The sequence below is a fragment of the Streptosporangium fragile genome, assembly GCF_039534445.1.
Taxonomy (GTDB): Bacteria; Actinomycetota; Actinomycetes; order Streptosporangiales; family Streptosporangiaceae; genus Streptosporangium; species Streptosporangium fragile.
Genome location: NZ_BAAAVI010000057.1, coordinates 11,869 through 35,355, shown reverse-complemented (window position 1 = coordinate 35,355; position 23,487 = coordinate 11,869). Strand labels below are relative to the sequence as shown.

General features: G+C 69.5%; 27 protein-coding genes. 11 read left to right on the top strand and 16 right to left on the bottom strand.

The window, feature by feature from the left end:
• Positions 1-45 precede the first annotated feature (45 nt).
• Genes ABD841_RS30055 through ABD841_RS30045 form a run of 3 tightly spaced genes read right to left on the bottom strand, consistent with a single transcriptional unit; the run spans position 46 to position 1,423 of the window.
• On the bottom strand, positions 46-627 hold the full coding sequence (locus tag ABD841_RS30055) for an anthranilate synthase component II (protein WP_344978827.1): 582 nt from the start codon (positions 625-627) through the stop codon (positions 46-48).
• Positions 624-803, bottom strand: a complete 180-nt coding sequence (locus tag ABD841_RS30050; RefSeq protein ID WP_344978825.1) for a hypothetical protein — start codon at positions 801-803, stop codon at positions 624-626. The genes ABD841_RS30055 and ABD841_RS30050 overlap by 4 nt, the downstream gene beginning before the upstream one ends.
• Positions 800-1,423: a class E sortase gene (locus ABD841_RS30045; protein WP_344978823.1), complete on the bottom strand. Its 624-nt coding sequence runs from the start codon at positions 1,421-1,423 to the stop codon at positions 800-802. The genes ABD841_RS30050 and ABD841_RS30045 overlap by 4 nt, the downstream gene beginning before the upstream one ends.
• 207 nt (positions 1,424-1,630) lie before the next feature.
• Between ABD841_RS30045 and ABD841_RS30040 the strand changes: the two genes are divergently transcribed.
• Positions 1,631-1,876 carry a cell division protein CrgA gene (locus ABD841_RS30040; protein ID WP_344978821.1) on the top strand — a complete coding sequence of 82 codons (246 nt, stop codon included), beginning with the start codon at positions 1,631-1,633 and terminating at the stop codon, positions 1,874-1,876.
• 66 nt (positions 1,877-1,942) lie between these two features.
• Here ABD841_RS30040 and ABD841_RS30035 read toward each other — a convergent pair whose 3' ends face one another.
• Together ABD841_RS30035 and ABD841_RS30030 are read right to left on the bottom strand one after the other, a co-directional pair.
• Positions 1,943-2,827 carry a rhomboid family intramembrane serine protease gene (locus ABD841_RS30035; protein WP_344978819.1) on the bottom strand — a complete coding sequence of 295 codons (885 nt, stop codon included), beginning with the start codon at positions 2,825-2,827 and terminating at the stop codon, positions 1,943-1,945.
• Between the two features lie 367 nt (positions 2,828-3,194).
• Positions 3,195-3,731, bottom strand: a complete 537-nt coding sequence (locus ABD841_RS30030; RefSeq protein ID WP_344978817.1) for a peptidylprolyl isomerase — start codon at positions 3,729-3,731, stop codon at positions 3,195-3,197.
• A 78-nt stretch (positions 3,732-3,809) separates the two neighbouring features.
• Here ABD841_RS30030 and ABD841_RS30025 point away from each other — a divergent pair, with 78 nt between their 5' ends.
• Entirely contained in the window at positions 3,810-4,502 is a 693-nt protein-coding gene (locus ABD841_RS30025) for a hypothetical protein (RefSeq protein WP_344978815.1), read from the top strand.
• Between the two features lie 165 nt (positions 4,503-4,667).
• Positions 4,668-5,759: an Rv3169 family protein gene (locus ABD841_RS30020; RefSeq protein ID WP_344978813.1), complete on the top strand. Its 1,092-nt coding sequence runs from the start codon at positions 4,668-4,670 to the stop codon at positions 5,757-5,759.
• 116 nt (positions 5,760-5,875) lie between these two features.
• On the opposite strand, the gene ABD841_RS30015 is transcribed toward ABD841_RS30020, so the two are convergent.
• On the bottom strand, positions 5,876-6,451 hold the full coding sequence (locus tag ABD841_RS30015) for a hypothetical protein (RefSeq protein WP_344978812.1): 576 nt from the start codon (positions 6,449-6,451) through the stop codon (positions 5,876-5,878).
• A 105-nt stretch (positions 6,452-6,556) separates the two neighbouring features.
• Here ABD841_RS30015 and ABD841_RS30010 point away from each other — a divergent pair, with 105 nt between their 5' ends.
• Positions 6,557-7,249, top strand: coding sequence for a response regulator transcription factor (locus tag ABD841_RS30010; RefSeq protein WP_425582066.1), 693 nt, complete (start codon positions 6,557-6,559; stop codon positions 7,247-7,249).
• 1 nt (position 7,250) lies between these two features.
• Positions 7,251-8,759, top strand: a complete 1,509-nt coding sequence (locus tag ABD841_RS30005) for a sensor histidine kinase (protein WP_344978810.1) — start codon at positions 7,251-7,253, stop codon at positions 8,757-8,759.
• Positions 8,760-8,779: 20 nt separating this feature from the next.
• On the opposite strand, the gene ABD841_RS30000 is transcribed toward ABD841_RS30005, so the two are convergent.
• From ABD841_RS30000 to ABD841_RS29980, 5 genes are all read right to left on the bottom strand, one after another.
• A complete protein-coding gene (locus ABD841_RS30000; RefSeq protein WP_344978808.1) occupies positions 8,780-10,006 on the bottom strand; it encodes a hypothetical protein in 1,227 nt (408 codons plus the stop codon).
• Complete coding sequence (locus ABD841_RS29995) at positions 10,003-10,512, bottom strand: SigE family RNA polymerase sigma factor (RefSeq protein ID WP_344978806.1); 510 nt, start codon at positions 10,510-10,512, stop codon at positions 10,003-10,005. Before ABD841_RS29995 ends, ABD841_RS30000 begins: the two co-directional genes overlap by 4 nt.
• Positions 10,513-10,662: 150 nt before the next feature.
• Complete coding sequence (locus ABD841_RS29990; protein ID WP_344978803.1) at positions 10,663-10,968, bottom strand: ANTAR domain-containing protein; 306 nt, start codon at positions 10,966-10,968, stop codon at positions 10,663-10,665.
• Positions 10,969-10,983: 15 nt separating this feature from the next.
• Positions 10,984-11,406: a GAF domain-containing protein gene (locus ABD841_RS29985; RefSeq protein ID WP_344978801.1), complete on the bottom strand. Its 423-nt coding sequence runs from the start codon at positions 11,404-11,406 to the stop codon at positions 10,984-10,986.
• Positions 11,407-11,544: 138 nt separating this feature from the next.
• On the bottom strand, positions 11,545-12,339 hold the full coding sequence (locus tag ABD841_RS29980; protein WP_344978799.1) for an inositol monophosphatase family protein: 795 nt from the start codon (positions 12,337-12,339) through the stop codon (positions 11,545-11,547).
• Between the two features lie 346 nt (positions 12,340-12,685).
• Between ABD841_RS29980 and ABD841_RS29975 the strand changes: the two genes are divergently transcribed.
• Positions 12,686-13,231, top strand: coding sequence for a 3'-5' exonuclease (locus tag ABD841_RS29975; protein WP_344978797.1), 546 nt, complete (start codon positions 12,686-12,688; stop codon positions 13,229-13,231).
• A 907-nt stretch (positions 13,232-14,138) separates the two neighbouring features.
• On the opposite strand, the gene ABD841_RS29970 is transcribed toward ABD841_RS29975, so the two are convergent.
• Positions 14,139-14,498 (bottom strand): VOC family protein, encoded by a 360-nt coding sequence (locus ABD841_RS29970; protein WP_344978795.1) that lies wholly within the window; start codon positions 14,496-14,498, stop codon positions 14,139-14,141.
• Between the two features lie 538 nt (positions 14,499-15,036).
• On the opposite strand from ABD841_RS29970, the gene ABD841_RS29965 reads away from it, so the two are divergent.
• Entirely contained in the window at positions 15,037-16,404 is a 1,368-nt protein-coding gene (locus tag ABD841_RS29965) for a PAS domain-containing protein (RefSeq protein ID WP_344978793.1), read from the top strand.
• 104 nt (positions 16,405-16,508) lie between these two features.
• On the opposite strand, the gene ABD841_RS29960 is transcribed toward ABD841_RS29965, so the two are convergent.
• Positions 16,509-16,715 carry a hypothetical protein gene (locus ABD841_RS29960; RefSeq protein ID WP_344978791.1) on the bottom strand — a complete coding sequence of 69 codons (207 nt, stop codon included), beginning with the start codon at positions 16,713-16,715 and terminating at the stop codon, positions 16,509-16,511.
• Positions 16,716-16,784: 69 nt separating this feature from the next.
• The gene (locus ABD841_RS29955; protein ID WP_344978789.1) at positions 16,785-17,108 is read right to left on the bottom strand and encodes an RDD family protein; all 324 of its coding nucleotides are present in this window, start codon (positions 17,106-17,108) and stop codon (positions 16,785-16,787) included.
• Between the two features lie 420 nt (positions 17,109-17,528).
• Between ABD841_RS29955 and ABD841_RS29950 the strand changes: the two genes are divergently transcribed.
• From ABD841_RS29950 to ABD841_RS29935, 4 genes are all read left to right on the top strand, one after another.
• Positions 17,529-18,101, top strand: coding sequence for a hypothetical protein (locus ABD841_RS29950; RefSeq protein ID WP_344978787.1), 573 nt, complete (start codon positions 17,529-17,531; stop codon positions 18,099-18,101).
• Positions 18,102-18,668: 567 nt separating this feature from the next.
• Positions 18,669-19,157, top strand: coding sequence for a MarR family winged helix-turn-helix transcriptional regulator (locus ABD841_RS29945; RefSeq protein ID WP_344978785.1), 489 nt, complete (start codon positions 18,669-18,671; stop codon positions 19,155-19,157).
• A 72-nt stretch (positions 19,158-19,229) separates the two neighbouring features.
• Complete coding sequence (locus ABD841_RS29940) at positions 19,230-20,708, top strand: MFS transporter (RefSeq protein ID WP_344978783.1); 1,479 nt, start codon at positions 19,230-19,232, stop codon at positions 20,706-20,708.
• A 40-nt stretch (positions 20,709-20,748) separates the two neighbouring features.
• Entirely contained in the window at positions 20,749-20,952 is a 204-nt protein-coding gene (locus ABD841_RS29935) for a hypothetical protein (RefSeq protein ID WP_344978781.1), read from the top strand.
• A 510-nt stretch (positions 20,953-21,462) separates the two neighbouring features.
• On the opposite strand, the gene ABD841_RS29930 is transcribed toward ABD841_RS29935, so the two are convergent.
• Together ABD841_RS29930 and ABD841_RS29925 are read right to left on the bottom strand one after the other, a co-directional pair.
• Positions 21,463-21,891, bottom strand: coding sequence for a hypothetical protein (locus ABD841_RS29930; RefSeq protein WP_344978779.1), 429 nt, complete (start codon positions 21,889-21,891; stop codon positions 21,463-21,465).
• A gap of 507 nt (positions 21,892-22,398) precedes the next feature.
• Positions 22,399-23,274: a collagen-like domain-containing protein gene (locus ABD841_RS29925; protein ID WP_344978777.1), complete on the bottom strand. Its 876-nt coding sequence runs from the start codon at positions 23,272-23,274 to the stop codon at positions 22,399-22,401.
• Positions 23,275-23,487: the final 213 nt, after the last annotated feature.

Here is a 23,487-nt window from a genome sequence, read left to right as displayed (position 1 = left end):
GGCGGAAGGGCTCTCACTGGTCAATCGGCCAGGCAGGGGGCGGTGTTACACCGATCCCGCGAATCCTTCGAGCCAGTTTCCGAGCAACCGGTGGCCGTACTCGGAGATCACCGACTCGGGATGGAACTGCACGCCCTCGACGGGTGCGGCGCGGTGGCGCAGGCCCATGATCACGCCGTCGGCGGTGGTCGCGGTCACCTGGAGGATCTCCGGGACCGTTCCGGGCAGCACGGCCAGCGAGTGATAGCGCGTCATGGTCACCGGAGACGGCAGACCGGCGAAGACGCCGCGCCCGTCGTGCGTGATCGCGCTGGTGCGGCCGTGCACCAGCTCGGGGGCCCGGGCCACGGTCGCGCCGTGGGCGACCGCGATGGCCTGGTGCCCCAGGCAGACGCCGAGCAGCGGCAGGCCCCGGGCCTCGCAGAAGCCGACGAGCGGGACGCTCACCCCGGCGTCCTCCGGGGCGCCGGGGCCGGGGCTGATCAGGACCCCGTCGAAGCCGGCGGCGTCCTCGGCCGCGACGCGGTCACGTGGGCGCACGTCACAGGTGGCGCCGAGTTCCCGGAGGTACTGGACGATGGTGTGGACGAAACTGTCGTGGTTGTCCACGACGAGAACGCGGGTCATCGGCCGACGGTGGTCGGGTCGAGCGGGAGACGGGGTTCGAGCCAGGGGAACACGACATACCAGAGTACGGCCGCGACCAGACCGGCCAGCACCAGCGAGGTGAGAGCCTTGGCCGCGGGGTTGCCGGGGAGCAGACGCCAGATCCATCCGTACATGACACTTCCCGTCCTGGTCATCCGAGGCGGTCCTCGCGCTTGTCCAGCTCGCCGAAGACGATGAGCCGCTGGGCGGCGGAGTACTCCGGGTGACAGGTGGACAAGGTGATCATGGCTTTGGTCGGCTTGCGTCCCGGTTCGCCGGGGACCGGGGCGATGACGTCGAGCTCCGTGGGGGCGACGACGCGCTTGCCGGTGACGCGATAGGTGTAACGGGCATCCCTGGCGTCGACCACGATGTCGTCCCCCCGGCGAAGCTCGTCGATGCGGTTGAAGGGCGCGGCGTAGGTGGTCCGATGCCCCGAGAGGACGAAATTTCCTACTTTCCCGGGCATCGCCGTGCCGGGGTAGTGACCGGGCCCCATGCGCAGCCTGCTCCAGTCGACACCCTCCACGACGGCGTACCGGTAGTCGTCACCGAACTTGGGAATCGCGAGCATCGCCACCGCCCCGCCCAGCTGGATCCTGCCGAGCTTGGCGGGCTCGTCCGTCCCCTTCTCCTGGAGGAACTGCTGCTGCAGCAGCGTCTGCTGCCCGGCGGTGTAGGCTCCCGTGCCCCACATGAGGTAGGCGCAGAAGATCAGGATGACCAGGCCCGCGGTGAGGCTCAGCTCTCCGGTGACTCTCAGCGCGGCTCTCATGGGAGCAGGCTAGTGACGGCCCGGCGTGCCGGACCGGCGGCGAGCGCCCGGTTGAACCTATGTTTGCCCCACAATGGGGCTATACGGAATCGCCATGGCCCACATGCGCCGACTATTCTTACACCGGTCTTCGCCCACCAGCGACTACGCTCATTGACATGGCCTGCGCAGATCCGGACCGCGCAGGGTTGACGCAGGAGAACCCCAGTGCCAAAGTCCAAGACTCGCAAGAAGGCGATCTACACCCCGCCGCAGACGGCCCAGCAGATCAAGGTCAGCCCGCGCTGGCTGGCGCCCGTCATGGTGAGCTGCTGGATCATCGGCATCCTGTGGATCGCCACCTACTACGTGGCGCCCAACGCGCCCCTGCTGGGCACGCTCCAGAACTGGAACCTGCTGATCGGGTTCGTTTTCATCATCCTCGGTGTGGTCCTGTCCACCCGCTGGCGTTAGCTTTTTCCACAGGCGTTATCCACACCCTGGGGACGCATCAGGGTGTGGATTCGGCGAGGCGCCGGCTCAGCCGGAGATTCCCAGCTCGGCCAGGACGGTGAACGGCGGCAGCAGCAGCACGAGCGCGACGAGCGCGACCAGCACCACCGCGCAGCCCGCCCACTGGACCGCGCTGCGGTTCTTCGCGGGCGCGAAGGCGAGAATCGCGGCGACCACGGACCCGATGACCAGCCCGCCGAGATGGCCCTGCCAGCTGATGCCGGGGACCAGGAAGGTGATCGCCGCGTTGATGCCGATCAGCCAGAGGGCGCCCCGGGCGTCGTAGCCGAGCCGCTTGGCGAGCACGAACAGGGCGCCGAACAGGCCGTAGATCGCGCCCGAGGCGCCCACCGCGGCGATGCCGAAGAGGTAGACCGCGACGGACCCGCCGAGCGCCGAGAGCAGGTAGAGCGCCAGGAACCGGGCCGAGCCGAGGCGCCGCTCCAGCTCGGGGCCGATGGCGTACAGCGCCCACATGTTGAACACGATGTGGGTGAGCGCGAAGCTGCTGACCAGCGGCTTGTGGAGGAAGGCACCGGTGACCAGGCGCCACCACTCGCCGTTGTACCAGACGTCGAAGGCGTTCATCTGGAAGGTCTCGAGCACCCAGTCTGTGCGCAGGGTCTCCGCGACGTAGGCCAGGACGTTGACGATCAGCAACGCCCAGGTCGCATAAGGCGTGATGACTGCCCGGCCGCCGAAAACGGACCGGGCCTGCCGCATGGTCTTGTTGCCCTCCGCCACGCACTCCGGGCACTGGAAGCCCACCGCCGCCTCGCGCATGCAGTCGGGGCAGATGGGACGGTCACAGCGCTGACAGCGCACGTAGGTCTCGCGACCGGGGTGCCGGTAACAGGTGGGGACGGCGGTCTCAGGCTCGGTGGGTGGCTCGGTGGGTGGCTGGGTGGTCATGACGTGTGGCTGGCCCCTTCGAGCGTGCTGTTATCCACAGACTGCCAGCCTATTCATGATCCTGAGCACCCGTACACGTGCTGACGGTGAGCCCTCCGCCGGCCCGGTCGCGCGGGAGCCGGACGATCATCCGAATGTGGGGGTACGGACGGCCACCCGGTTGCGGGTGTGCGGGTGGCCGGGTGCACGGCCGCCGGGAGGTGCACGGGTGGCCGGGAGGTACACGGCCGCCGGGATAGGGGCGCGCGGCGTCCGTCAGGCGTACGGCGCCCGGATGCGGGTGCGCGCGTGCGGCACCCGGATGCGGGGCGGCCGCCGGGACAGGTGTGGGCGGCGGCCTCCCTCGGGGAGACCGCCGGGCGAGCGGTCAGCCCTGGACGCGCTCGATGGTCACCGACTCCAGGACCACGGGGTCGGTGGGCCGGTCACGGGCGTCGGTGGAGGTCTTCGCGATGGCGTCGACGACCTCCTGACCTTCGATCACCTCGCCGAAGATGGTGTGCTTGCCGTTGAGGTGCGGGGTGGGCACCACGGTGATGAAGAACTGCGAGCCGTTGGTGCCGCGGCCGAACTGGATGCCGGCGTTGGCCATGGCCAGCAGGTAGGGGCGGTTGAAGAAGAGCTCCGGGTGGATCTCGTCGTCGAACTTGTAGCCGGGGCCGCCGACGCCCTGACCCAGCGGGTCGCCGCCCTGGATCATGAAGCCGTCGATGACCCGGTGGAAGATCGTGCCGTCGTAGAGCTTGGCGGTCGTCTTCTCTCCGGTCTCCGGGTGCACCCACTCGCGGGTGCCCTCGGCGAGTTCGACGAAGTTGCGCACGGTCTTGGGCGCGTGATTCGGGAAGAGCTGAACCTTCACACTGCCGCGGTTGGTGTTGAGGTTCGCGATCAACTTTTCAGCCATGATCAGTATGTCCCTTTCGGGTCATCAGGCAAAGCCTGGGACAAGCGTTGCTTTTGTGCTGTTGTGACTATTACGGCCGTGGCCGATCCCTCAAGCATCCTCCCATGGGTCGTCGTGATTGAGCCGCCCTCGTTCGGGAAGGGGTGGCGACGGGGCCCCAACGACATGGGGAGGATTGTTGTGCCTCGTACATTGTTCGCAAAGCGCAACGTAAAGATCGTTGTACCGGAGAACCGGCTGAACCAGGTGAAGGTTCAGGCCGCTAGAGCCGCGGATCGGGTCGGCCCGATGGCCGTCCAGGCCCGTGACGCGGCGAGCCACGCGCGTGACGCGGCGAATGAGAAGATCAATGAGAAGATCATCGTCGCACGCGGGTGGGCCGCGCCCAAGCTTGACGCCGCCGCGCACTCGATCGAGGATCAGCTCGCACCGAAGCTGAGCGCGATGATGTCCCAGGCTGCGGCCAGGATCGACCCCACTCCCACCGCCAGGTCCCGCAAATGGCCGGTGATGCTGCTGCTGACGGGCATCGCCATCGGCGCCGCGGGGCTCGCGCTCTACCGGAGGAACGCCGAGCAGTGGGCGGACACGCTGAAGGAAGGCGCGTCCGAGACGTCCCAGTGGGTCGGGGAGAAGACGGAGTCGGCGGCGGGGAAGATCTCCGGCACGACGTCCGAGACCGCGTCGGCGACCGAGTCGAAGGCCGGCGAGCTCGGCGGCAAGGTCGACGCCACGGCGGATCAGGTCTCGAACACGAAGAAGACGCCCTGACACCGGGGAGTGACACCCTTCGGCTGAGCAGGGGCGTACGCGCCGACCGGAGGACGGCCCGCACCACCACGGTGCGGGCCGTCCTCCGTCATGGACCGGGCCGCACGTATTGACGTGTTCACCAAGCGCTTGTTAGAACGTGTTCCCGAGGCCGAAGGAGCACCGATGTCGCTGTCACCCCTCGACGACTATCCCGTCCACCAGTCGCCCGAGGTGATGCGGCACGTCGCCACCTCGGACCGCAACTTCTACGACCGGTACTACTTCAACTGCCACGCCGGCTCCGACGAGCTGATGCTCATCGTCGGCGCCGGCCAGTACCCCAACCTCGGGGTCAGCGACGCGTTCGCCTGCGTACGCCACCGTGACCTGCACCGCGTGGTCCGGGCCTCCCGGGAGCTCGGCCGCGACCGGATGGACACGAGCGTCGGCCCGTTCAGGATCGAGGTGATCGAAGGGCTCAGGCGGCTGCGGATCGTCCTCGAACCCAACGATCACGGCCTGTCCTACGACCTCACCTGGGAGGGCACGATCCCCGCCACCCTGGAGCCGCGGCATTTCCTGCGCCGGCGGGAGCGGGTGATGTTCGACTCCTCCCGGCTGGCCCAGACCGGCCGCTGGAGCGGGCACATCCTGGTCGGCGACGAGCGCGTCGAGGTCACACCCGACCGCTGGCAGGGCACCCGCGACCGCTCCTGGGGCATCCGGCCGGTCGGCGAACCCGAGCCCCCGGGGATCCACTCCCGCGACGCGACCACCTTCTACTGGCTCTACGCGCCCATCCAGTTCGACGACCACGCCATCCTGTGCATCCTCCAGGAGGACGACAAGGGCCGCCGGGTGCTGGAGGAGGCGGTTCGGGTGTGGGGGTTCGGCTCGCCCAGGGAGGGCGAGGAGGAGTATCTCGGCCGTCCCGAGTACCGGCCCACGTACATGGAGGGCACCCGGGACGTACGAGAGGCGACGATCTCCTTCTCCCCGCCGGGCGGGAAGCCCTTCGACGTGCACTGCACCCCGGTTCTCCCGGTGCACCTGATGGTGGGCACCGGATATGGCCTGGAACCGGACTGGAGGCACGGGATGTATCAGGGCCCCGGCCCGGTGGTCCAGGGTGTCACCCACACCCTGCCCCGGGACGCCGCCGTCATGTGGGGCCTCGTCGACGCGGTCGGTCGCTTCGAGTACGACGGCCGGGTCGGCTACGGTCTCTACGAGTACTGGGCCCTCGGCCCGCACCCCAGCTTCCCCGAGGGCTGAGCCGCGCCGGTCCCCCGTACGGCACAGCCGGTCCCGGCCCCCTCCGCGCAACTCCGGACACGCGAACCGGGCCGAACGCGTAAGACGGACCAATCAGGTAGAGAGCTCTCATCGGCTCACGGAGTCACCGGCGTCACCGGCGTCACCGGCGTCACCGGAGCCGCCGGAGCCGCCGGAGCCGCCGTTTCGCCCGACGTGGCGCACTTGATGGACCCGTCCTTGTCGTGCACGACCAGGACCTTACCCTTCTGAATCCCCTCGGGAGCCGCCAGGACCGCGCCCGCGGAACCCTTGACCGCGGACGGGACGCCGTCCGGGAACTCCTTCACCCCGGGCTCCGTCCCCGGCTCGGCCTTGGTGATCGAGAAGGTCCTGATCTCCTCTCCCTTCGGCTCGCCGACCTTGAACTTGTCGATCTTCACCTTGCCCGGCTCCGCCCCGTCGGCCGGGACGGCCGGAACGGCCGGGACCGCGTCGGACACGGCTCCGGGGCCCGCCTTCGCAAGCTCCTTGACCTCCTCCTCGGTGAGCGCGCGCGTCAACGCCACCCGGCCGCCGCCCTCGCACTCGACGTACACGGTGTCCTTCGGTGAGACGGGAGTGTCGTCGGCGTTGGCCGCGGTCAGCGTGGACATCAGGATTCCCGCGGTCAGCGCCGCGGCGGCGAGGATGCGGAAACGACGGATACGCATGTGTGTTCCCCTTGGTTCAGCGGATGGATCCGGAGATCACAGACTCACACCGGGCACCTGAGCCCAGCCTGAAGGCGCCCGAAACCGTCTTCAGGTTGGCTTTAGGTGATCTACGGCAGGCTGGGTGACATGCGCGTGCTGCTGGTTGAGGACGAGAAACGCCTGGCGCAGCTCCTGAAGGACGGGCTGGCGGGCGAGGGGTTCGCGGTGGACGTCGCCCACGACGGGCGCGACGGGCTGTGGATGGCGACCGAGAACCCGTACGACGTGATCGTGCTCGACGTCATGCTCCCCCGGATGAACGGCTACACCGTCTGCGCCAAGCTCCGGGACGCGGAGAACTGGACGCCCATCCTGATGCTGACCGCCAAGGACGGCGTGCACGACGAGGCCGAAGCCCTGGACACCGGCGCCGACGACTTCCTGTCCAAGCCGTTCTCGTACGTGGTGCTGCTGGCCAGGCTGCGCGCGCTGGTCCGCCGGGGCGGCCGGGCCAGGCCGGTGTCCATCGCGGTCGGCGACCTGGTCATCGACCCGGCGGGGCTGCGCTGCCGCCGGGGAGAGGTGGAGATCTCCCTCACCCCCAAGGAGTTCGCGGTCCTGCACGGTCTGGCCCGCCGACCCGGCGAAGTGGTCTCCAAGAGCGAACTGCTGGCCCAGGCGTGGGACTTCTCCTACGACGGCGACCCGAACATCGTCGAGGTCTACATCAGCGCGCTCCGCCGGAAGATCGACTCACCGTTCGGACGCTCGTCGCTCGTGACCGTACGCGGCGCCGGCTACCGGCTGGAGGCCTGAGATGTCACGCATGTCGGTACGGCTCAGAGCCACCTTCGCGGCCACGGCCATCGTCGCCGTGGCGCTGGGTGTCGCCGCGGCGGTGCTCGTCGGCGTGCTCGCGGACAACCTGGAGAAGAGCCTCTCCAACGAGGCCGCCCGCCGAGCCGGGGCCACCGCCGAAATGCTCGCCACCAGGTCCACGACGTTCACCGTCGCCCGGCTCGCGGAGCCGGCGCTGGACCCGGATATCAAGATCTTCCGGAAGCCTGCCCTGCCCGCCGCCACGGCCGGTCCCGTCACCGTGGCCGATCCGGCCGATGCCGGGACGGCCGCCCGGCGCCCCTCCCCGCCCGCCACGATCGGGTCGGCCGGCGCCGGGACGGACGCGGCCCCCTCCGCGTCCGCGTCACCTTCCGCGTCCGCGTCACCGGCCGTGGCCGCACCGGCGCCGGAACCGGGGCCGGCATCGGAACCGGCGCCCGGGCCGGTCGGGGGCGTGATCATAAGCAAGTCCGCGCCCGCCGGGGCGATGGAGGCCGGGTGGGCACCGGACGGCTCCTTCACCCTGGCGACGATGCCCGTGAACACCACCGAGGGCACGCTGGTGGTGCAGGCCAGGACGTCGCTGCTCCCCGCGGAGGAGGCGCTGCGGACGCTGCAAAACCTCCTGCTCCCCGGCATCCCGGCGCTGCTCCTGCTGGTCGCGGCCCTGACCTGGCTCGCCGTGGGCCGGGCGCTCGCGCCGGTCTCGGCCATCCGCGCGGAGATGGCGGACATCACCGCCAACGACCTGCACCGCCGAGTCCCGGTCCCCCGATCCCGGGACGAGATCGCGCGGCTCGCCGAGACCATGAACCGCACACTCGACCGTCTGGAGCTGGCCGTCAGCCGACACAAACGCTTCGTCGCCGACGCCGCCCACGAGCTGCGCAGCCCGCTGGCCATCCTGCGGACCCGGCTGGAGCTGGCCCGGCGCGACCCGGTGGCCGCCGAGGCGCTGACCGACGTGGACCGGATCCAGGCGCTCACCTCCGATCTCCTCCTGCTCGCCCGCCTGGACGCCGGTGAGCCCGCCTGCCACGAGGAGGTGGACCTCGGGCAGGTGGCCGCCGAGGAGGCGACCAGATCGCGGCCCAGGCCGGAGATCCGGGTCGCGCTGGAGGTGGCCGCCGACGTGGTGGTCAGCGGCTCGGCCGGGCAGCTGCGCCGGCTGGTGGCCAACCTGGTGGACAACGCGGTGCGGCACGCGAGCACCGCGGTCACCGTACGGCTGGCCACCGAGGAGGGCGAGGCCGTCCTCGACGTCCGCGACGACGGGCCGGGCATCCCGGCCGAGCACCACGAGGCGGTCTTCGACCGGTTCACCCGGCTGGACGAGGCCCGGGACCGGGACGCGGGCGGTTCGGGTCTCGGGCTCGCCATCGCCCGGGACATCGCGGTACGGCACCGCGGCAGCCTGGGCGTCGTCGACGAGGGTCCGGGCGCCTGGCTACAGGCCCGCTTCCCCCTGGCATCCTCCTCTCCGTGAAAGGCGGGCCCGGGGCGACGTCAACGAGGGGTGAAGATCGGCACCCAGGACTTCCCGGCCTTCTGGCTGTTCTCCCGGAAACCGCTGAGGGGGACGGGGTCGCCGCCCTTCAGGTCGACCAGGAGCAGCCGGTTGCGGAACTCGCCGCCCACACAGCCGTTGGCCCCCTTCTGCTCGCAGGCCCAGACGATGAGGCGGTCCTCGTCCGCCCACGCCTCGATCTGCTCAATCAAGTAGCCGGAGACCGGGGTGAGCGGAGTTGTCCTGCCGGAGGCCACGTCCCGGATCCCGAGGCCCGCACCCTGGCCGGTGTTGCCCACGATCAGCCGCGTGCCACCCGGTGAGAGCTCGTCCTGCTGGTAGGTCTCGGCCGTGCCGTACGGCACGGGCCGCTCGTTGCCCTCCAGGTCGTAGAACTTCTTGGTCGGCGGAGGGGAGGCATGGTTCTCCCAGACCAGCGTGCCGTCGGCACTCCAGCTGAAGTCGTCGCGGTCGGTCGGCGGCTCGTCCGGGTCCGCCCCCCTCGCACGGAAGACGGCCCGCCCGTCGGCGAGATCGACGACGGTGAAGCCGATCCGGCTCGACGGCATGAGCATCCGGCTGTTGCCCTCGGGGATGTAGGACTCGTCGGGATTCGCGGAATAGTTCGTGAGCAGGAGTTTCGTCGCGTCCGGTGACCAGTGGACGGCGGCGGCCGGACGCTCCAGGTCGATCCAGCGGACCTCCGCGTCGCGACCGGTGAGCACCCCGACCCGCTTCGCCGGCACCTGCTCCAGGAACGCGGCGGCCTCGCCGCCCCGGGCGACGTCGAGCCATGCCCACGGGGTCTTCTCGTATACGCCCTTGTCCCTGTCGTAGCGGTTCCAGGTCAGCTTCTTGACCTGCCGGTCCGCGGAAATCTTCACCTCTTCCCACGTGTAGTAGGCGTAGACGGCCGCCCGGCCCGCGGCCACCAGGGTCTTGGGCGGCGAGGAGTCCGGGTCCGCGGCGGTCTCGGTGGACGGGTCGGGGGCGGAGAGGACCGCGACGGCCGACCCGCTCACGTCCGGCGCCGCCTCCGGGAGAAGCACCGGGACGGTCACCGCGGCCGCGACGACGGCCGCGGTCGCCCCCGCGACCACCGCGAATGTCCGCAGCCGAGCCCGGCGTCGCCGCCGGAGCGCGATCCCCGCCAGATCCCCCGACGACGCCGGAGCCTCCTCGGACCAGTCCCTAAGAATCCGCCTCACCGTTTCGTCGATGGTCACGTCGCCTCCCCCAAAATCATGTGCGGTTCTCGCAGCTCGGGCGCCAGGACGCGAAGCCGCGCCAGAGAGCGGTGGGTGGTACTGCGGACCGTGCCGACCGAACAGCCGAGGATCTCGGCCACCTCCGCCTCCGGCAGGTCCTCGTAGTAGCGCAGCACCAGCACCGCCCGCTGCCGGGCCGTGAGCCGGGCCAGCGCCCTGCGCATGACGATGCGCAGCTCCGCGCCGTGCGTACCGTCGGCCACCGCCTCCTCCGGCGGCTCCGCCATCGCGGTCTCCCGACGCCGCCGCCACCAGGACACCTGCTGGCGGTACATCACCTGCTTGACATATGCCTCGGGCAACTCCACCCCGCGCCACCTGGCGACCGTCTTGGTCAGCGCCCCCTGCAGCAGGTCCTCCGCCGCGTGCGGATCGCCTCCGGTCAGCAGGAAGGCCAGGCGCATCAGCGCGGGAGATCGCACCGAGACGAACTCGCGGAAACGTCGCTCCTCTGCGGCGTCCACGATCACCTCCACTGTGTGGTTACGCCTTACAGACGCACCACGTCGGCGCCGCTATGCTTCCGGCGCCGAGAAAAAGGTTTCACGTGAATCAACGCACTACGAGCGGTGGAGAGGACGACCTCGGCCGGCTCTCCCGTACCGGTACCGGGCTCACCCGGTCTCGAAGCGGAGCCTGCGGGCGAGGACGTCGCGGGCGACGTCCGCCAGGCGCAGGTCGTGGGCGTAGGCGTGGGCGCGGAGGCGGGCGAACGCCTCGGCGAGGCCGGTCCCCAGTTGCGCCGCGAGCATGTCGGCGGCCTGGCGGATCTCGGCCCAGCGCCCGGCGAACCCCTCCCGGTGCTGCTCCGCCGGAGCGCCGGACACGGCGCCGGTCTCGACCTCCGTCTCGGTCTTGAGCAGGTCGAGTTCCAGCGTGACCATCAAGGCGACGTCGGCGAACAGGAACGCGTCGGCCATCTCCTCCGGGGACAGCTACCCCGGGTCGGCGCGGTTGACCTCCAGCACCCCCACCGCGGTCGCCCCCAGCAGCAGGGGGAAGGAGAACACGGCTCGTCTGCCCAGGTCCTGCGCCTGAGGAACGAACAACGGCCAGCGGTGCCGCGTGCCGGTGGCCGCCAGGTCGGGGACGAGCACCGCCCTGTCCTCGCGGAGCGCCTCGGCGGTGGGGCCTTCCCCCATGGTGATCTGCAGCTCCGCGAGGCGGTCGCTGCACAGGTCGGTGGCGTAGACCGGCTCACCGAGGCCGAGGGTGCTGGCGAGCATCACGCAGCCTCCGCTCACGTTCAGGCTGTCGGCGCAGGCCAGACAGACATGGCGCAGCGAGACGGGCAGCTCCTCGGCCAGGGCCCGCTCGTTGATGGCGGCCCGGACCCGCTCCGCGCGCTCTCCGTACACCGACCACATCGTCCCGTCCCGGTGGTGCAGATGCCCTACGAGGGAACCATAACCTGCTCCCCAGCGGTGGCGACCGGCCTTTCCGGCATCCTCACGAGGCTTCCCGGGGAGAGGCCCCCCCTGGCGGCTCGGGAAGAGTCAGACGGGGGCGTCGACAAGTTCGAGGAGGTCAGAGATGATCTTCGGGCCGGCCGCGACGGTGGCCCGGGAGCTCATCGTGTGCGGGCTGCCGTCCAGGTCGACGACCACGGCCCCGGCCTCGCGGGCGATGGCGACGCCGGCGGCGGTGTCCCACGGCTTGTTACCGAACATGACGCAGGCGTCGACCCTGCCCTGCGCCGTCCACGCGAGGTCGATCGCCGCCGAACCGAACATGCGCACCCGCCGGGTGCGGGCGGCGAGCTCCCGGGTCAGCGCCAGGCGCGGGAGATTCGCGGCTCGCGCCCCGTCACCCACGGCGTAGTCGCCGACGGCCACCACGGCGGCGGAAAGGTCACCGGTGTCGCTCGCCCGGATCTCCCTGCCGTCCGCCCTGGCCCCGTGCCCCTCGGCCGCGGTGTAGCGGGAGCCCAGGAACGGCAGGTCTATCACGCCGAGAACCGCCCTGTCCCCCTCGACCAGACCGAGAGAGACCCCGCAGAGCGGCACCCCGTGCAGGAAGTTGACGGTCCCGTCGACGGGGTCGAGCACCCACATCGGCCCGTCACCGGTCCCGGGTGCCGCTCCTTCCTCCTCCCCGAGAAACCCGATCTCCGGCGTCTCCCGGCCGAGGAGGTCACGCAGCGCGTGCTCGACCGCGTAGTCCACCTCCGTGGCCATGTCGCGGTCGCCCTTACCGGTGACGGTACCGGGCAGCCTGGTCGTGATGATCTCGGCGGCGAGGGCGACGGCCCGCTCGGCGATCGTCAGCAGCGTGGGGTGGTCGAGGGTCATGGGCGAGGCTCCGGTTCCGCGTCAGGGTAGGAAGGCCACGGCCGGGAGGGCAGGCCATGAGTCCCGACACCACGCTGCCGACCGCCTGCGGCGGCCCGGACCCGGCGAAGGCGTCGTCCAACCGCAGCCGCCGCATGACCTCGGCGCCCTCGGTCTGCAGGATGCGCGCCCGGGAGAGGAGTCCGGCATCATCAGGGCTCACGGCGGCACCCTACTGTCCCTGACCGCACCGTGCGCCGCCGCGATGATGTGATCTCGCCCATCCGGTCCGGGGCGAGGTACCCGCCGTTCACCCGGCCTCGTGAGATGGTAAGGGGGCTTTGCCGTCCACCGGGAAGAGGCGCTGATGTTGCTGAACGTCGTCGACGTCGAGGCGACCTGCTGGCCCGGCCGTGTCGTACCGCCCGGCCAGGCCACGGAGATCATCGAAATCGGCCTGTGCGTCGTGGACCTCGCCATCCGGGCCCGGGTGTCCCGGCATCGGATCCTCGTCCGGCCGGAGCGTTCGGCGATCACCGACTTCTGCACCGAGCTGACCGGTCTCACCCGGCATGACGTGGACCAGGGCCTGTCCTTCTCCGCGGCCTGCGCCCTGCTCGTCGACGAGCACGAGGCGAAGACCCGGCCCTGGGCGAGCTGGGGCGGCTTCGATCGCCGGCAGTTCGCCGAACAATGCGCCGCCACCGGCGTTCCATACCCTTTCAGCCCTTTCCATACCGACGCCAAACAGAGGTTCGCCGCCGTCTACGGCCTTTCCCACAGGCCCAGCCGACCCGAGGCTTTCCGGGTCGCCGGTCTTTCTCCGGAGGGCACGGAGCACCGTGGAGCCGACGACGCCTGGAACGCCGGTGCCCTGGTGCTCGATCTGGCCGCGCGCGACGCCTGGCCCTGATCTCGGGCTGCCCGTGTCGTTTCCGGATTTCCGGCGCCGGTGACCGGCACGGGCCGTCAACCGCAGCGGAAAGGTTCACACGGACGCGTTCGCCCTCATGGGCCGGCCCTGTTCGTTCGGGTACGGAGGAATGCCGGTCGCCGCACCCTCCGCCGGATCGGCGCAGGCCGGAGGACATACGCGACCCGGAGGGCATACGCGGCCCGGAGGACATACGGCCCGGAGGACACACGCGACCCGGAGGGCATACGCGGCCCGGAGGACACACGCGACCCGGAGGGCATACGCGGCCCGTTGCGAACGGCGTCGAAGGCCCCTGTGCCGCGACGGGGAGAACAGCCGGTTCCGGCGGGGATCACTTCCCGGTTTCCGCGGGCATGACCGGGTGGCCGCCTGCGGTTCCGGACCTCCGGACCTCTTCGACGACCGGCCGCGACGGGTGGTGCCCCCGGCTGGATGTGGCGACCTCAGGAGACTGTTCCCTGTCGACGGGGAAGGCGTTCGATGTCTCCTCTTTTTCGACCGGGACGGTGGCCGGCCGCCTGGTCCGATCGGGATCGTCGCGGTCGGCCAGGTGAAAACCGATCGCGAGGGTGAGCGCGACTCCCGAAAAGAGCAGCGCCCAGCGATACCGAACCCATCTGGGAGTGGACCGGAGTAGATATTTCCTGGTCATCTATCTCCTACGGCATGCGCGAGGAACATCACGCTTCACGAACAAGATTACGAGAACACCGAAGATCCCGCCGCCGTTGACACCGCCCTGCCGTCGACCCGGAAGGTTCGCGGCCTGCACCGCGCTCCGGCCCCCGTTCCCCGGGCCGGAGGCCGGTCCACGGTGTCCGCGAGCCCCGTGGCCGCCCTCCGGCGGGCAAGCCGCCCGTCCGCGCTCGCCGTGACGTGGCGGCTACCGTACCCACAGGCAGAAGGGATGACCTGCGGGGTCGAGGTAGACCCGCACGTCGTCCTGGGGCTGGTACCCCGCGGGCGTCGCTCCCGTCGTGACCGCGTGAGCTCCGGCCGCGTCGAGATCGTCGACCTCGATGTCCAGGTGCGTCATCATCTGCTGATCCCCGGGGGCGGCGGGCCAGACCGGCCTGGCGTAAGCCGGCTCGGTCTGAAACGACAGCCCCGGTCCGCCACCGGGTGCGCGGAGCGTCACCCAGCCGGGTTCTTCCCGCTCTGTCGCCCAGCCGAGCAGTCGCCGGTAGAAGGCCGCCAGGGCGTGGGCATCCGGTGCGTCGAGCACGGTGGCGGTCAGCGTCATTCGCGGGGTCCCGGCCATCCTGCCTCCAGTGAGCTGATCATCGTCGGACGGACACCTGCGACCTGCCCTCGCCCTGAAGCCGCACACCAACGGAGACCAAGCCGCCGAAGCCGCCGGAGCCGCCGGGAGCTCCCTTCCGGGAGCCTCTGGCAGGCACTGTTCCCCGGGGCGCTGCTCCCTCGGCCGCCGTCCCCTCACCGGGAACCGTCCCCTCGCCGGGCAGGAGGCGAGCGCTCCCGGCCATTGACGATCACATCCTTCGCGCCCCGGGCGCGCGCTGTGTGATCCATCACATTGCGCCACCGATCAATAATCACCGTTCACAAATCTGAACACATGTGTGAACGGGCTCTTACCAGCCACAAGGCCGGTTACTCAGGTGATGGGGGCGGAAAGCGCGCGCTCGGCGGTCTTCTCGCATGTCACACCTGATCCGCGGGGCCCACGAATCGCCCGGTGATCCACTCTCTACTACAGCCAGTAGTATCGAGCGCATAGCACCGCCGGGTACCCTCTCGGCAGATTCGAGAGGTAGGCGATGAGTCTCAGTGAGCTGACCGTGCCCGGCGGCACGGAGCAGGTCATCGGCCCGGACGAGCTCTTCTTCTCCACCACCGACCGGCGTGGGCTGATCCGCAGCGGCAACTCGGTCTTCGTCCGGACCTCCCGGTTCTCCCTCGACGAGCTCACCGGGGCTCCGCACAACATCGTGCGCCACCCCGACATGCCGGCCGGGGTCTTCCGGCTGATGTGGGACCGCTTGCTCGCCGGGCGTCCGGCCGGAGCCTACGTGCAGAACCTGGCCAAGGACGGCAGCCACTACTGGGTTTTCGCCACCATGACGCCCCTGGCGGAGGGCTTCCTGTCGGTTCGGATGGCACCGCGGACCGAACTGTTCGGGGCGGTCAAGCGGATGTACCGGTACGCGGCCGACGCCGAACGCGCGGCGGCCGAGCGCGACGGGGCGAACCGGCGCGACGCGGCGCTGGCCGGCATGAGGCAGCTCGAACACCTGCTGGGCGAGATGGGGTTCGACTCGCACGACGACTTCCTGACCGAGGCGCTGGCCACCGAGGTCGCGGCGCGCGACCGGCTGGCCTCCGCGGCCTACGTCCGGCCCCGGGCGCAGGGGCCGATCGCGGAGGTGCTGACCGGCGCGGGAGCGCTGGAGACGCTCCTGGCCGACCTGGTGGAGCGCCTGGAGAGCTATCGGGTGCTCAGCGACCGGCTCGTGCGGTCGTCCACGCGGGTGCTCGACGTCGCCCGCCGGCTGGACCGCGCGGTCGCCGCCGCCCAGGCCGCCTCCGAGAGGGTCGCCGACACCGCGCCGGTGCTGCGCAACGTCGCCCGGGTGATGGCCACGCCGACGCGCACCGCGGTCGCCGCGTTGGAGCGGCTGGTGCCCAGGCTCGCCGCGCTGCGCTCGGACGTCACCGACCTGCGGTTCCGGATCGCGCTGGCGAGCCTGCACAACGACATGGTCGCCGCGTTCGCCGCCGAGGTCGTGGACGGTGTCGCGCCGCCGACCTCGCTGAGCGAGGTCCCCCCGCTCTGCGACGCCGTACACGAGAATGTGCTGGAGATGTCCGCCAAGGCGCAGCAGGTGAACGGGGCACTGCGCGAGGTCGTCGCCGGAGTCGCCGAAGCGGGCGAGCGGCTGGCGGAGTTCAGCCGGTTCCTCGGGCAGTGGCGGATCCTCGTCCTGCGTCACCGGGCTCAGGACGCGCTGGGTGACCTGGTACGGCCGATCGACGAGGAGTTCGCCGCGAGCTGGGACGGCATGGAGATGCTGCGCGCCTTGGGCAGGGAGTTCGAGTCCTCGGCCGTGCCGTTCGATGTCGGGGCGCTGGCGGCGCAGGTGACCAGGATCCGGGTCGGGGCCGCCGAATCCCGTTACGTGCCCTGAGCCGGGCCCGCACCGGCGACCTCCGCGACCAGGCCGGGCGCGCCCCTTGTCCAGGGTCCAGGGTCCGGGGCTTCGGCCCCGGGCCGTTGACCCGGCGTGGTGGACTACCTCGCCATCAGCACGTAAACGAGCACGAGGGTGGTGGAGAGGGCGGCGGTGGCGCCCAGGCCGAACAGGAAGCCGGGCCTGCCGAGTCCTTTCCCGGCAGAATCGGCCAGGTCGACCACGACGGTTCCGGTGATCACGTCATGCAGGCACCGGCGTTCCGAACCGGCGAATATCCACAGCGTGTCGGCCAGATTGATCAGCACCCCCGAATACGGTGTCGCTGCCAGCGCGGGGCAGACGAGAGCGCGGATTCCCGCATGACCGAGGCTCGGTCACTCTCCGGTCGCGCCGGACACCACCTTCAGGCGGTAGAGCCGCTTGCCGAGTGTCTGCCCCCACAGTGCGTGCTGTCGCCAGAAATAGGCGGTGAACAGGACGGTGACCGCGACCTCGATCCGCCAGCCGGGGCTTCCCGCGTACGGGTTGAGATAACTGATGAGGACCGATTCATCGGACACCTCGGGCCCCTCAACGGGGAGCGGATGAATCGGTAGGACCGCTATGGAGCAGATCAGGCTGTCGATAAGGAAGGCCGCAAAGCGGTGACGTCTCGCGGCGAGATTTCGCACCGTCCGAGCGTGGGGGGTGGTTGCCATGCGAGTCAGTGTGACGGACGGCCCCGACGCGCAGAACCGGAGCGGCGAGAGATCCGACGAGCCGGTGGAACCCGCCCTCCCGGCGCGACAGCCGGGCGGGTGCGCCGGCCAGGTCGCGAGAACACACCGTAGCGGAGTGCTTCAGCCGACCATGTGGAGACCGCGAAAGGCCGGGACCAAGGACCGGGAGACGTCGGGAGCTTCACCGGGGAGGGCTCCTTCCGCGCCAGGACCCTCCTGCGCACAATCGGAAGCCCATAATCTGCTTTCAACGGTGTCAGGCAGGTATTGATTGGCTTCAAACGGTTTGACTGGAGTATCAGTGGATCGACATAGCCGAGCCGCATGGATGTCTCCCCATCCGATGAAGTTTCGTCTGACACTCCGAGATTTGGACCTCAGGCTCCCCGGCTGGTCGCCATGGTTTCTGCCGTCGCACTACTGCCGGCGATGGCCGGCGCCGGAAGCCGGTACCTGACCCGATCGTCCTCCGTCCTCTCACCACCTGACGGACCACGGCCGGACGGCGGAACCTTCGATGTCTTCCTCTGCGAAGAGGAGGACATCCGCAAGAACTGCGCGAAGAAACGTGTTACTCCAGAACAGATACGCGTTATCGAGCGAAAACTGCATGCGCTTCCGCAGGTGCAGGAGGTCAGGCTTCGATCCCGCGCCGAGGTGCCGGTCGAAATCCGGGATCCGGCGCCGGGCTGGGAGGGGGAGTGCGAGGGGCGCGGCCCGGTGACGCAGGAGGAGGAGGCGATAGAGGCCGAGATTGTTTCCGTCGAAGGAATCGAGCGGATTTATTTCGGGGACTCCACGCATGCCGAACGGGTGCTGGAGCATTACGCGCGGGGCACGGATCTCCGGCTTCTCGCCTTCTCGGAGAACTCCTACATAAAGCTCACGGACAGGAAGGACGCCCGGCAGGTCGTCGACGCGGTCGAACAGATGGCAGGCGTCGACGAGGTCGAGGACATGACCACCCGGTAGAGGCTCAAATCACCGGGAAGAACCGACTCCCGGCGGAAGACGAACGCTTTCGGGCACGGAAGAAGATGTCGGCGGACGGAGAGCGCCATGCGTGTCACCGGGTGGAACAACGGCAGCCGCCATTCCGACGACTCCGGGTACGGCCTGCGGATATCCGAAGCGGATCGAGATCGGTCCTTCGCCCCTCGCCGGCGTAACATGATCTTGGAACTGAAAGGCGGTCACGTCGTCGTCGTTTCCGTCACGCCGTCTTCCTGGCGGGGCCGCACCGAACTCCGGAACCGGGACATCGGTCACCGGCCGATCGAACAAGGTCTGACCCCCTGGCCCAAGGAGAAACCTCCGGTATTCGTCATGGAGCACCGGGAAGCCGACCGATTTGCCGTATGGCCGAACTCTCGTCGACGGTCGGGAACGGGTGTCCGCTTCCCAGGCGGACCGACGGCCCTGGTGGCTGTCGACGGTCCGGGGCTGCGGGCAGACGGTGCCCGATGCCCATCAATGGCGCCCAGCAGATGCTTCCGATTGTAGATAATCCATAAAAAAACTAGTTGCTATGCTGGGGGCATGACCGCAATGGCGCCCTCCCGCACCGAGCCGGACCTGTCGTTCCTGCTGGACCACACCGGTCACGTCCTGAGAACCCGGATGGCGGCGGCGCTCGCCGAGATCGGACTGACGACACGTATGCACTGCGTACTGGTTCACGCCCTGGAGGAGGAGCGTACGCAGATCCAGCTCGCCGAGATCGGCGACATGGACAAGACCACGATGGTGGTCACCGTCGACGCCCTGGAGGAGGCGGGGCTCGCCGAGCGCCGCCCGTCCAGCACGGACCGGCGGGCCCGGATCATCGCGGTCACCGAGAAGGGCGCGGAGGTTGCGAGGAAGAGCCAGGAGATCGTCGACGGCGTGCACAGGGCGGCTCTGGGCTCGCTGCCCGAGGACGAGCGCGAGGTGCTGGTGCGGGCCATGAAGCGCCTGGCAACGGGGCATCTGGCCGCCCCCGTCGAGGCGCCGCAGGCGGTCCGGCGGGCACGGCAGCGCACGAAATAGATCCGTAAAGGATCGTCTACAAAAAATCTATCTGCTACGGTCTCTTCTGTTCCCTTCGAACAGGAGACGGCCATGTCGTACACCGCACCTTCCCCACAGCCATCCCGCACCGGCACGTCCCGATCACGCTGGCTGGCGCTCACCGTGCTGTCCGCCGCGACGCTGATGACGATCCTGGACGGCAGCATCGTGACCGTGGCGATGCCGGCCATCCAGCGGGATCTGGGCTTCTCACCCGCCGGACTCAGCTGGACCGTCAACGCGTACCTCATCGCCTTCGGCGGGCTGCTCCTCCTGGCCGGCCGGCTGGGCGACCTCATCGGCCGTAAAGCCATGTTCCTGGCAGGGAACGCGGTCTTCACCGCCGCGTCGCTGCTGGCCGGAGCGTCCACCGGGCCCGGCATGCTGATCACCGCCCGGTTCCTGCAGGGCGTCGGCAGCGCCATGGCCTCCGCGGTCGTGCTGGGCATCCTGGTGACGTTGTTCACCGACGCCAAGGAACGCGCGAAGGCGATCGGCATCTTCAGCTTCACCGGCGCCGGCGGCGCCTCGATCGGCCAGGTTCTGGGTGGAGTCCTCACCGACGCGCTCAGCTGGCACTGGATCTTCTTCATCAACCTGCCGATCGGGCTGGTCACGATCGCGCTGGCGGTCAGGGCACTGCCGGGCGAGCGGGGGGCCGGACTCGCCGCCGGGGCCGACGTCATCGGCGCCGCGCTGGTCACCGGCGGGCTGATGCTGGGCATCTACACCGTGGTCAAGATCGAGCAGTACGGCTGGCTCGCGGCACACACCCTCGGCCTCGGCGCGGTATCGCTCGCTCTGCTGACCGCGTTCGTCATCCGTCAGGCGACCGCCGAGACCCCGCTGATGCCGCTGCGGATCTTCCGCTCGCGCAATGTCTCGGGCGCCAACCTGGTCCAGATCCTGACGCTGTCGGCCATGTTCGCCTTCCAGATCATCGTCGCGCTCTACATGCAGAAGGTCCTCGGCTACGGCGCGCTCGACACCGGCCTGGCGATGCTTCCCGCAGCGGTGGCCATCGGCGGCGTGTCCCTGTTCGTCTCCGCCCGGCTCAACACCCGCTTCGGCGAGCGCGCCGTCCTGCTGGCGGGCCTGGTGCTCCTGCTCGGGGCGATGGGCTGGCTCACCCGCGTCCCGGTGAACGCGAACTACGTCACCGACCTGCTCCCGGTGATGCTGCTCATCGCGGGTGGCGGACTGGTGCTCCCGGCGCTGACCGCGCTCGGCATGTCCGGCGCCGACGCCGACGACGCGGGCCTGGCGTCCGGGCTGTTCAACACCACCCAGCAGATCGGCATGGCCGTCGGCGTCGCAGTGCTGTCCACGCTGGCCGCCTCGCGTACCGAAGAGCTGCTGTCCACCGGCAGGAGCGAGGCGGCGGCGCTGACCGGCGGCTACCACCTGGCCTTCGGCATCGCCGCCGCGCTGCTCATGGCCGCCTTCGTCGTCGCGCTCGTCGTGCTACGGCAGCCCGAACCGGACACCGCCACCCCTGCCGAGCCGACGGTCCAGCTCAAAGCCGCCTGATCGCCACAACCGGCCCGACGGCACACCGGGGTTGTTCCAGATGACCGAGCTCACCACCACGAACGGGAACGGGCCGGGCTCCGGCTCCGCGCCGCGGATCCTCGCCGATGAGGAACTGGTGATCCTGCCCAACGAGCATCGGTTCGGCGTGCCGGCGACGGTGAAGCGCAGCGGCAAAGGTCATGCGACGGAGGCCGCCGTGGCCGGGCTTCCCCTCATGGCGGAGAGGCCCGTCCCGGGTTGAAAGTCCGTTCAAGGTGATCAGCGGTTGGCTCCTGCGCACCGCTCGTCTCGGCGTCCCCCGGCCTGCTCGGCTTTGTCGGCGGACCGCGGGCGTCGCGATCAGGTCTTACGCGGCGACTCGGGCTTCAGAGCGAACGCCGTGGCGCCTTTATCCCGATGTCTGCGGCTGCGGTCGCAGGCCGACTCACTGAGCCTCACTGAGCCTTGACTCGTGAAGTCACGGCAGCCTGAGGGTCAGGCCGGTCCCGGCAATCTTCTGGGATCACCCGGCATCCGCTGCCCGTCTTCCCCGGTCACGCTCGACCTTCCGGGCCCTGTACCTTCCTCATCGAGGGACCGCTCGAACGCCTGGTCCACCTGCCGACGGGCTCTCGGTGATCCTCACCTCATCGGAAGGACGGGCAGGACGACGGCGAGGCGGGAAGGGCGGATGAGCGGACCGGGTGACGGGAAGTGAGGCGGGGACCGGGACGGTCACGACCGTTCGTGTGGAAGAAGACCGCGCAGCACACTAGTCGCAGATGAGGTCGGTCCGCTTCCACAACCGCAGCAGCTTCCTCGACACCTCGGGGCAGCCCCCGCTGTTGCCCACGTACCTCCAGGCACCATTGCCGTTCTTACGCCACACATGCGGCCCGCCCTGGTAGGTGATGAGCTCACCCTTGGTCGAGATGGAGCCCACGGCCCAGTAGACGTCCTTGGCCCGCGTCGTTCCGGTGATCTTTCCGTAGTAGACGTCCGTGGGGCCGTCGACCTTGCTGCGCGTGATCTCCCCCTTGCGCTCGTAGACGTAGGTGTCCACCAGGGCGGCGCGGACCTTGGCGGTGAGGCGGAGATTGACGGCCTGGCCCGGTGCCTGGGCATCGGCGGCCAGGGCGCTCCCCGCACCGCCGGTGAGAACCAGCAGAGCGGTGAGGGAGGTGATGATCGGTATACGCATGTGATCTTCGACGTTTGCCTTGGGGAAAAGGTTTCGCGACTTCGTGCGGATCGAGCTGAATGTGGGCGGTCATCCCCCTGGTGCGGAGACCTGGACCGGGGCCGCGAGCCGGCCGCAAGTAACCGTGACTGACCGCTGTTCATCCTTTGACCGCTCACCACCCTCACCACGCTCAGCCTGCGCGGCAATCGGCTGACCCCCTGCCTGAGGGACCTGAGGGAATGGACACTTTCGGGGTGTGACTCCTGATCGAGGAGAACGCGCCCGATGAGTACGGCGGTCCAGGCACCGACGGAGATCGACGGAGGACGCCGCGGCGGCGCGTAAGGAGCCGGAGAACTCGGATCGGGAACTGGTGGCCAGGCCGGCCGAGCCCGCGCCGAAGGAGTTGAACCGGTCGGTGGGAAGGGCTGCTGGGCAGGCCGGCCGAACCGGTGCGGGAGCCGACGATCGATCCAGCGCTGTTCCGGATAGTTCAATGCAGGTCGGAGGGCACGCGTGGTCCATTCAGACGCAGATCACATAGATGTTGACGCCCTTGACCATGCCATCGAACTCGACGTACCAGCCCATGGGCGTGTCGTTGGCGCCGGTGGGGGCACTCGTGACGACCTTGCCGCTGGTGCCGGCCCAGCCGCCCCCCGTCGCGAACCTGCCTTCCGGGCAGTACACGAATCCGGCCTTCGCGTTGTTGAGGGTCTTGCTCGCGTAGCTCGTTCCCGCGATGCCGCCACCGCCCGTGCCGGGGTCGCCCTTGTCCCCCTTCGGGCCCTTGAGGGACTCCAGGAACTGGGTCACGGTCTTGTTGCCGTTGCCCGGCTGGCTGCGCCAGATCTCGTAGGCGCTCTTGCCGTCCTCACCGTCCTCGCCGCTCTCACCCTTGAGGCCCTGCGGGCCGCGCGGGCCAGTCTCGCCCCGCGGGCCGCGCGGGCCCTGCTCACCGGGAGCGCCGTCCTTGCCGTCCTTGCCGTCCTTGCCCGCGAGGCCCTGAAGACCCCGCTCGCCGGGAGCGCCGTCCTTGCCCGCGAGGCCCTGCTCGCCCTTCGGTCCCGGCGGACCGGCGGGGCCGGTCAGACCACGCGGACCCTGCGCACCCCTCGGCCCCTGTGGACCGGCGGGGCCACGCTCACCCCGCGGTCCCGCGGAGGCGATGCCCTGCTGTTGTTCCGACCCGCCCCACGACGTCTTGAACTCGGTGGTCCGGCACGTCGTGGACGCGTTGACGATCCGCGCGTAACGGGTCTTCTTGTGAACGCATGCGTACACCTCCCCGCCTGTGGCCGACGATGCGGTGGCGACGCCACCGACGGCGAGGAGCGACACGGCGAGCGCCCCGACAGTGGCGACGGTGAGCGCACGCCCACCACGGACCTTGGTGGCCACGGCTTTCCTTCCAATGGAACGAGGGTTGATTGTTGACACGCATGGGATGCACGTTTTACGCGTTCCACGGGATGACAGAAACTACATAACGCATTCGTCACGAAAAAATATGTTTACTGATGGCTTGATTGATTGTGTGTGACACAGGTTTGTAAAACGACGCATCGGCGGCTTCGTCCCTGCGTGGATCATCGGCCTGCGCCAACCGCCGCA

Excerpts from the sequence above, each read along its gene's own strand:
- ABD841_RS29955 (WP_344978789.1), bottom strand. The coding sequence starts at position 17,108 with ATGGCAACCACCCCCCACGCTCGGACGGTGCGAAATCTCGCCGCGAGA.
- ABD841_RS29945 (WP_344978785.1), top strand. The coding sequence starts at position 18,669 with ATGACCGCAATGGCGCCCTCCCGCACCGAGCCGGACCTGTCGTTCCTG.
- ABD841_RS29940 (WP_344978783.1), top strand. The coding sequence starts at position 19,230 with ATGTCGTACACCGCACCTTCCCCACAGCCATCCCGCACCGGCACGTCC.
- ABD841_RS29935 (WP_344978781.1), top strand. The coding sequence starts at position 20,749 with ATGACCGAGCTCACCACCACGAACGGGAACGGGCCGGGCTCCGGCTCC.
- ABD841_RS30050 (WP_344978825.1), bottom strand. The coding sequence starts at position 803 with ATGACCAGGACGGGAAGTGTCATGTACGGATGGATCTGGCGTCTGCTC.
- ABD841_RS29975 (WP_344978797.1), top strand. The coding sequence starts at position 12,686 with ATGTTGCTGAACGTCGTCGACGTCGAGGCGACCTGCTGGCCCGGCCGT.
- ABD841_RS30055 (WP_344978827.1), bottom strand. The coding sequence starts at position 627 with ATGACCCGCGTTCTCGTCGTGGACAACCACGACAGTTTCGTCCACACC.
- ABD841_RS29950 (WP_344978787.1), top strand. The coding sequence starts at position 17,529 with ATGGTTTCTGCCGTCGCACTACTGCCGGCGATGGCCGGCGCCGGAAGC.
- ABD841_RS29970 (WP_344978795.1), bottom strand. The coding sequence starts at position 14,498 with ATGACGCTGACCGCCACCGTGCTCGACGCACCGGATGCCCACGCCCTG.
- ABD841_RS30020 (WP_344978813.1), top strand. The coding sequence starts at position 4,668 with ATGTCGCTGTCACCCCTCGACGACTATCCCGTCCACCAGTCGCCCGAG.
- ABD841_RS29980 (WP_344978799.1), bottom strand. The coding sequence starts at position 12,339 with ATGACCCTCGACCACCCCACGCTGCTGACGATCGCCGAGCGGGCCGTC.
- ABD841_RS30015 (WP_344978812.1), bottom strand. The coding sequence starts at position 6,451 with ATGCGTATCCGTCGTTTCCGCATCCTCGCCGCCGCGGCGCTGACCGCG.
- ABD841_RS29990 (WP_344978803.1), bottom strand. The coding sequence starts at position 10,968 with ATGGCCGACGCGTTCCTGTTCGCCGACGTCGCCTTGATGGTCACGCTG.
- ABD841_RS30030 (WP_344978817.1), bottom strand. The coding sequence starts at position 3,731 with ATGGCTGAAAAGTTGATCGCGAACCTCAACACCAACCGCGGCAGTGTG.
- ABD841_RS30005 (WP_344978810.1), top strand. The coding sequence starts at position 7,251 with ATGTCACGCATGTCGGTACGGCTCAGAGCCACCTTCGCGGCCACGGCC.
- ABD841_RS29965 (WP_344978793.1), top strand. The coding sequence starts at position 15,037 with ATGAGTCTCAGTGAGCTGACCGTGCCCGGCGGCACGGAGCAGGTCATC.
- ABD841_RS30045 (WP_344978823.1), bottom strand. The coding sequence starts at position 1,423 with ATGAGAGCCGCGCTGAGAGTCACCGGAGAGCTGAGCCTCACCGCGGGC.
- ABD841_RS30035 (WP_344978819.1), bottom strand. The coding sequence starts at position 2,827 with ATGACCACCCAGCCACCCACCGAGCCACCCACCGAGCCTGAGACCGCC.
- ABD841_RS29930 (WP_344978779.1), bottom strand. The coding sequence starts at position 21,891 with ATGCGTATACCGATCATCACCTCCCTCACCGCTCTGCTGGTTCTCACC.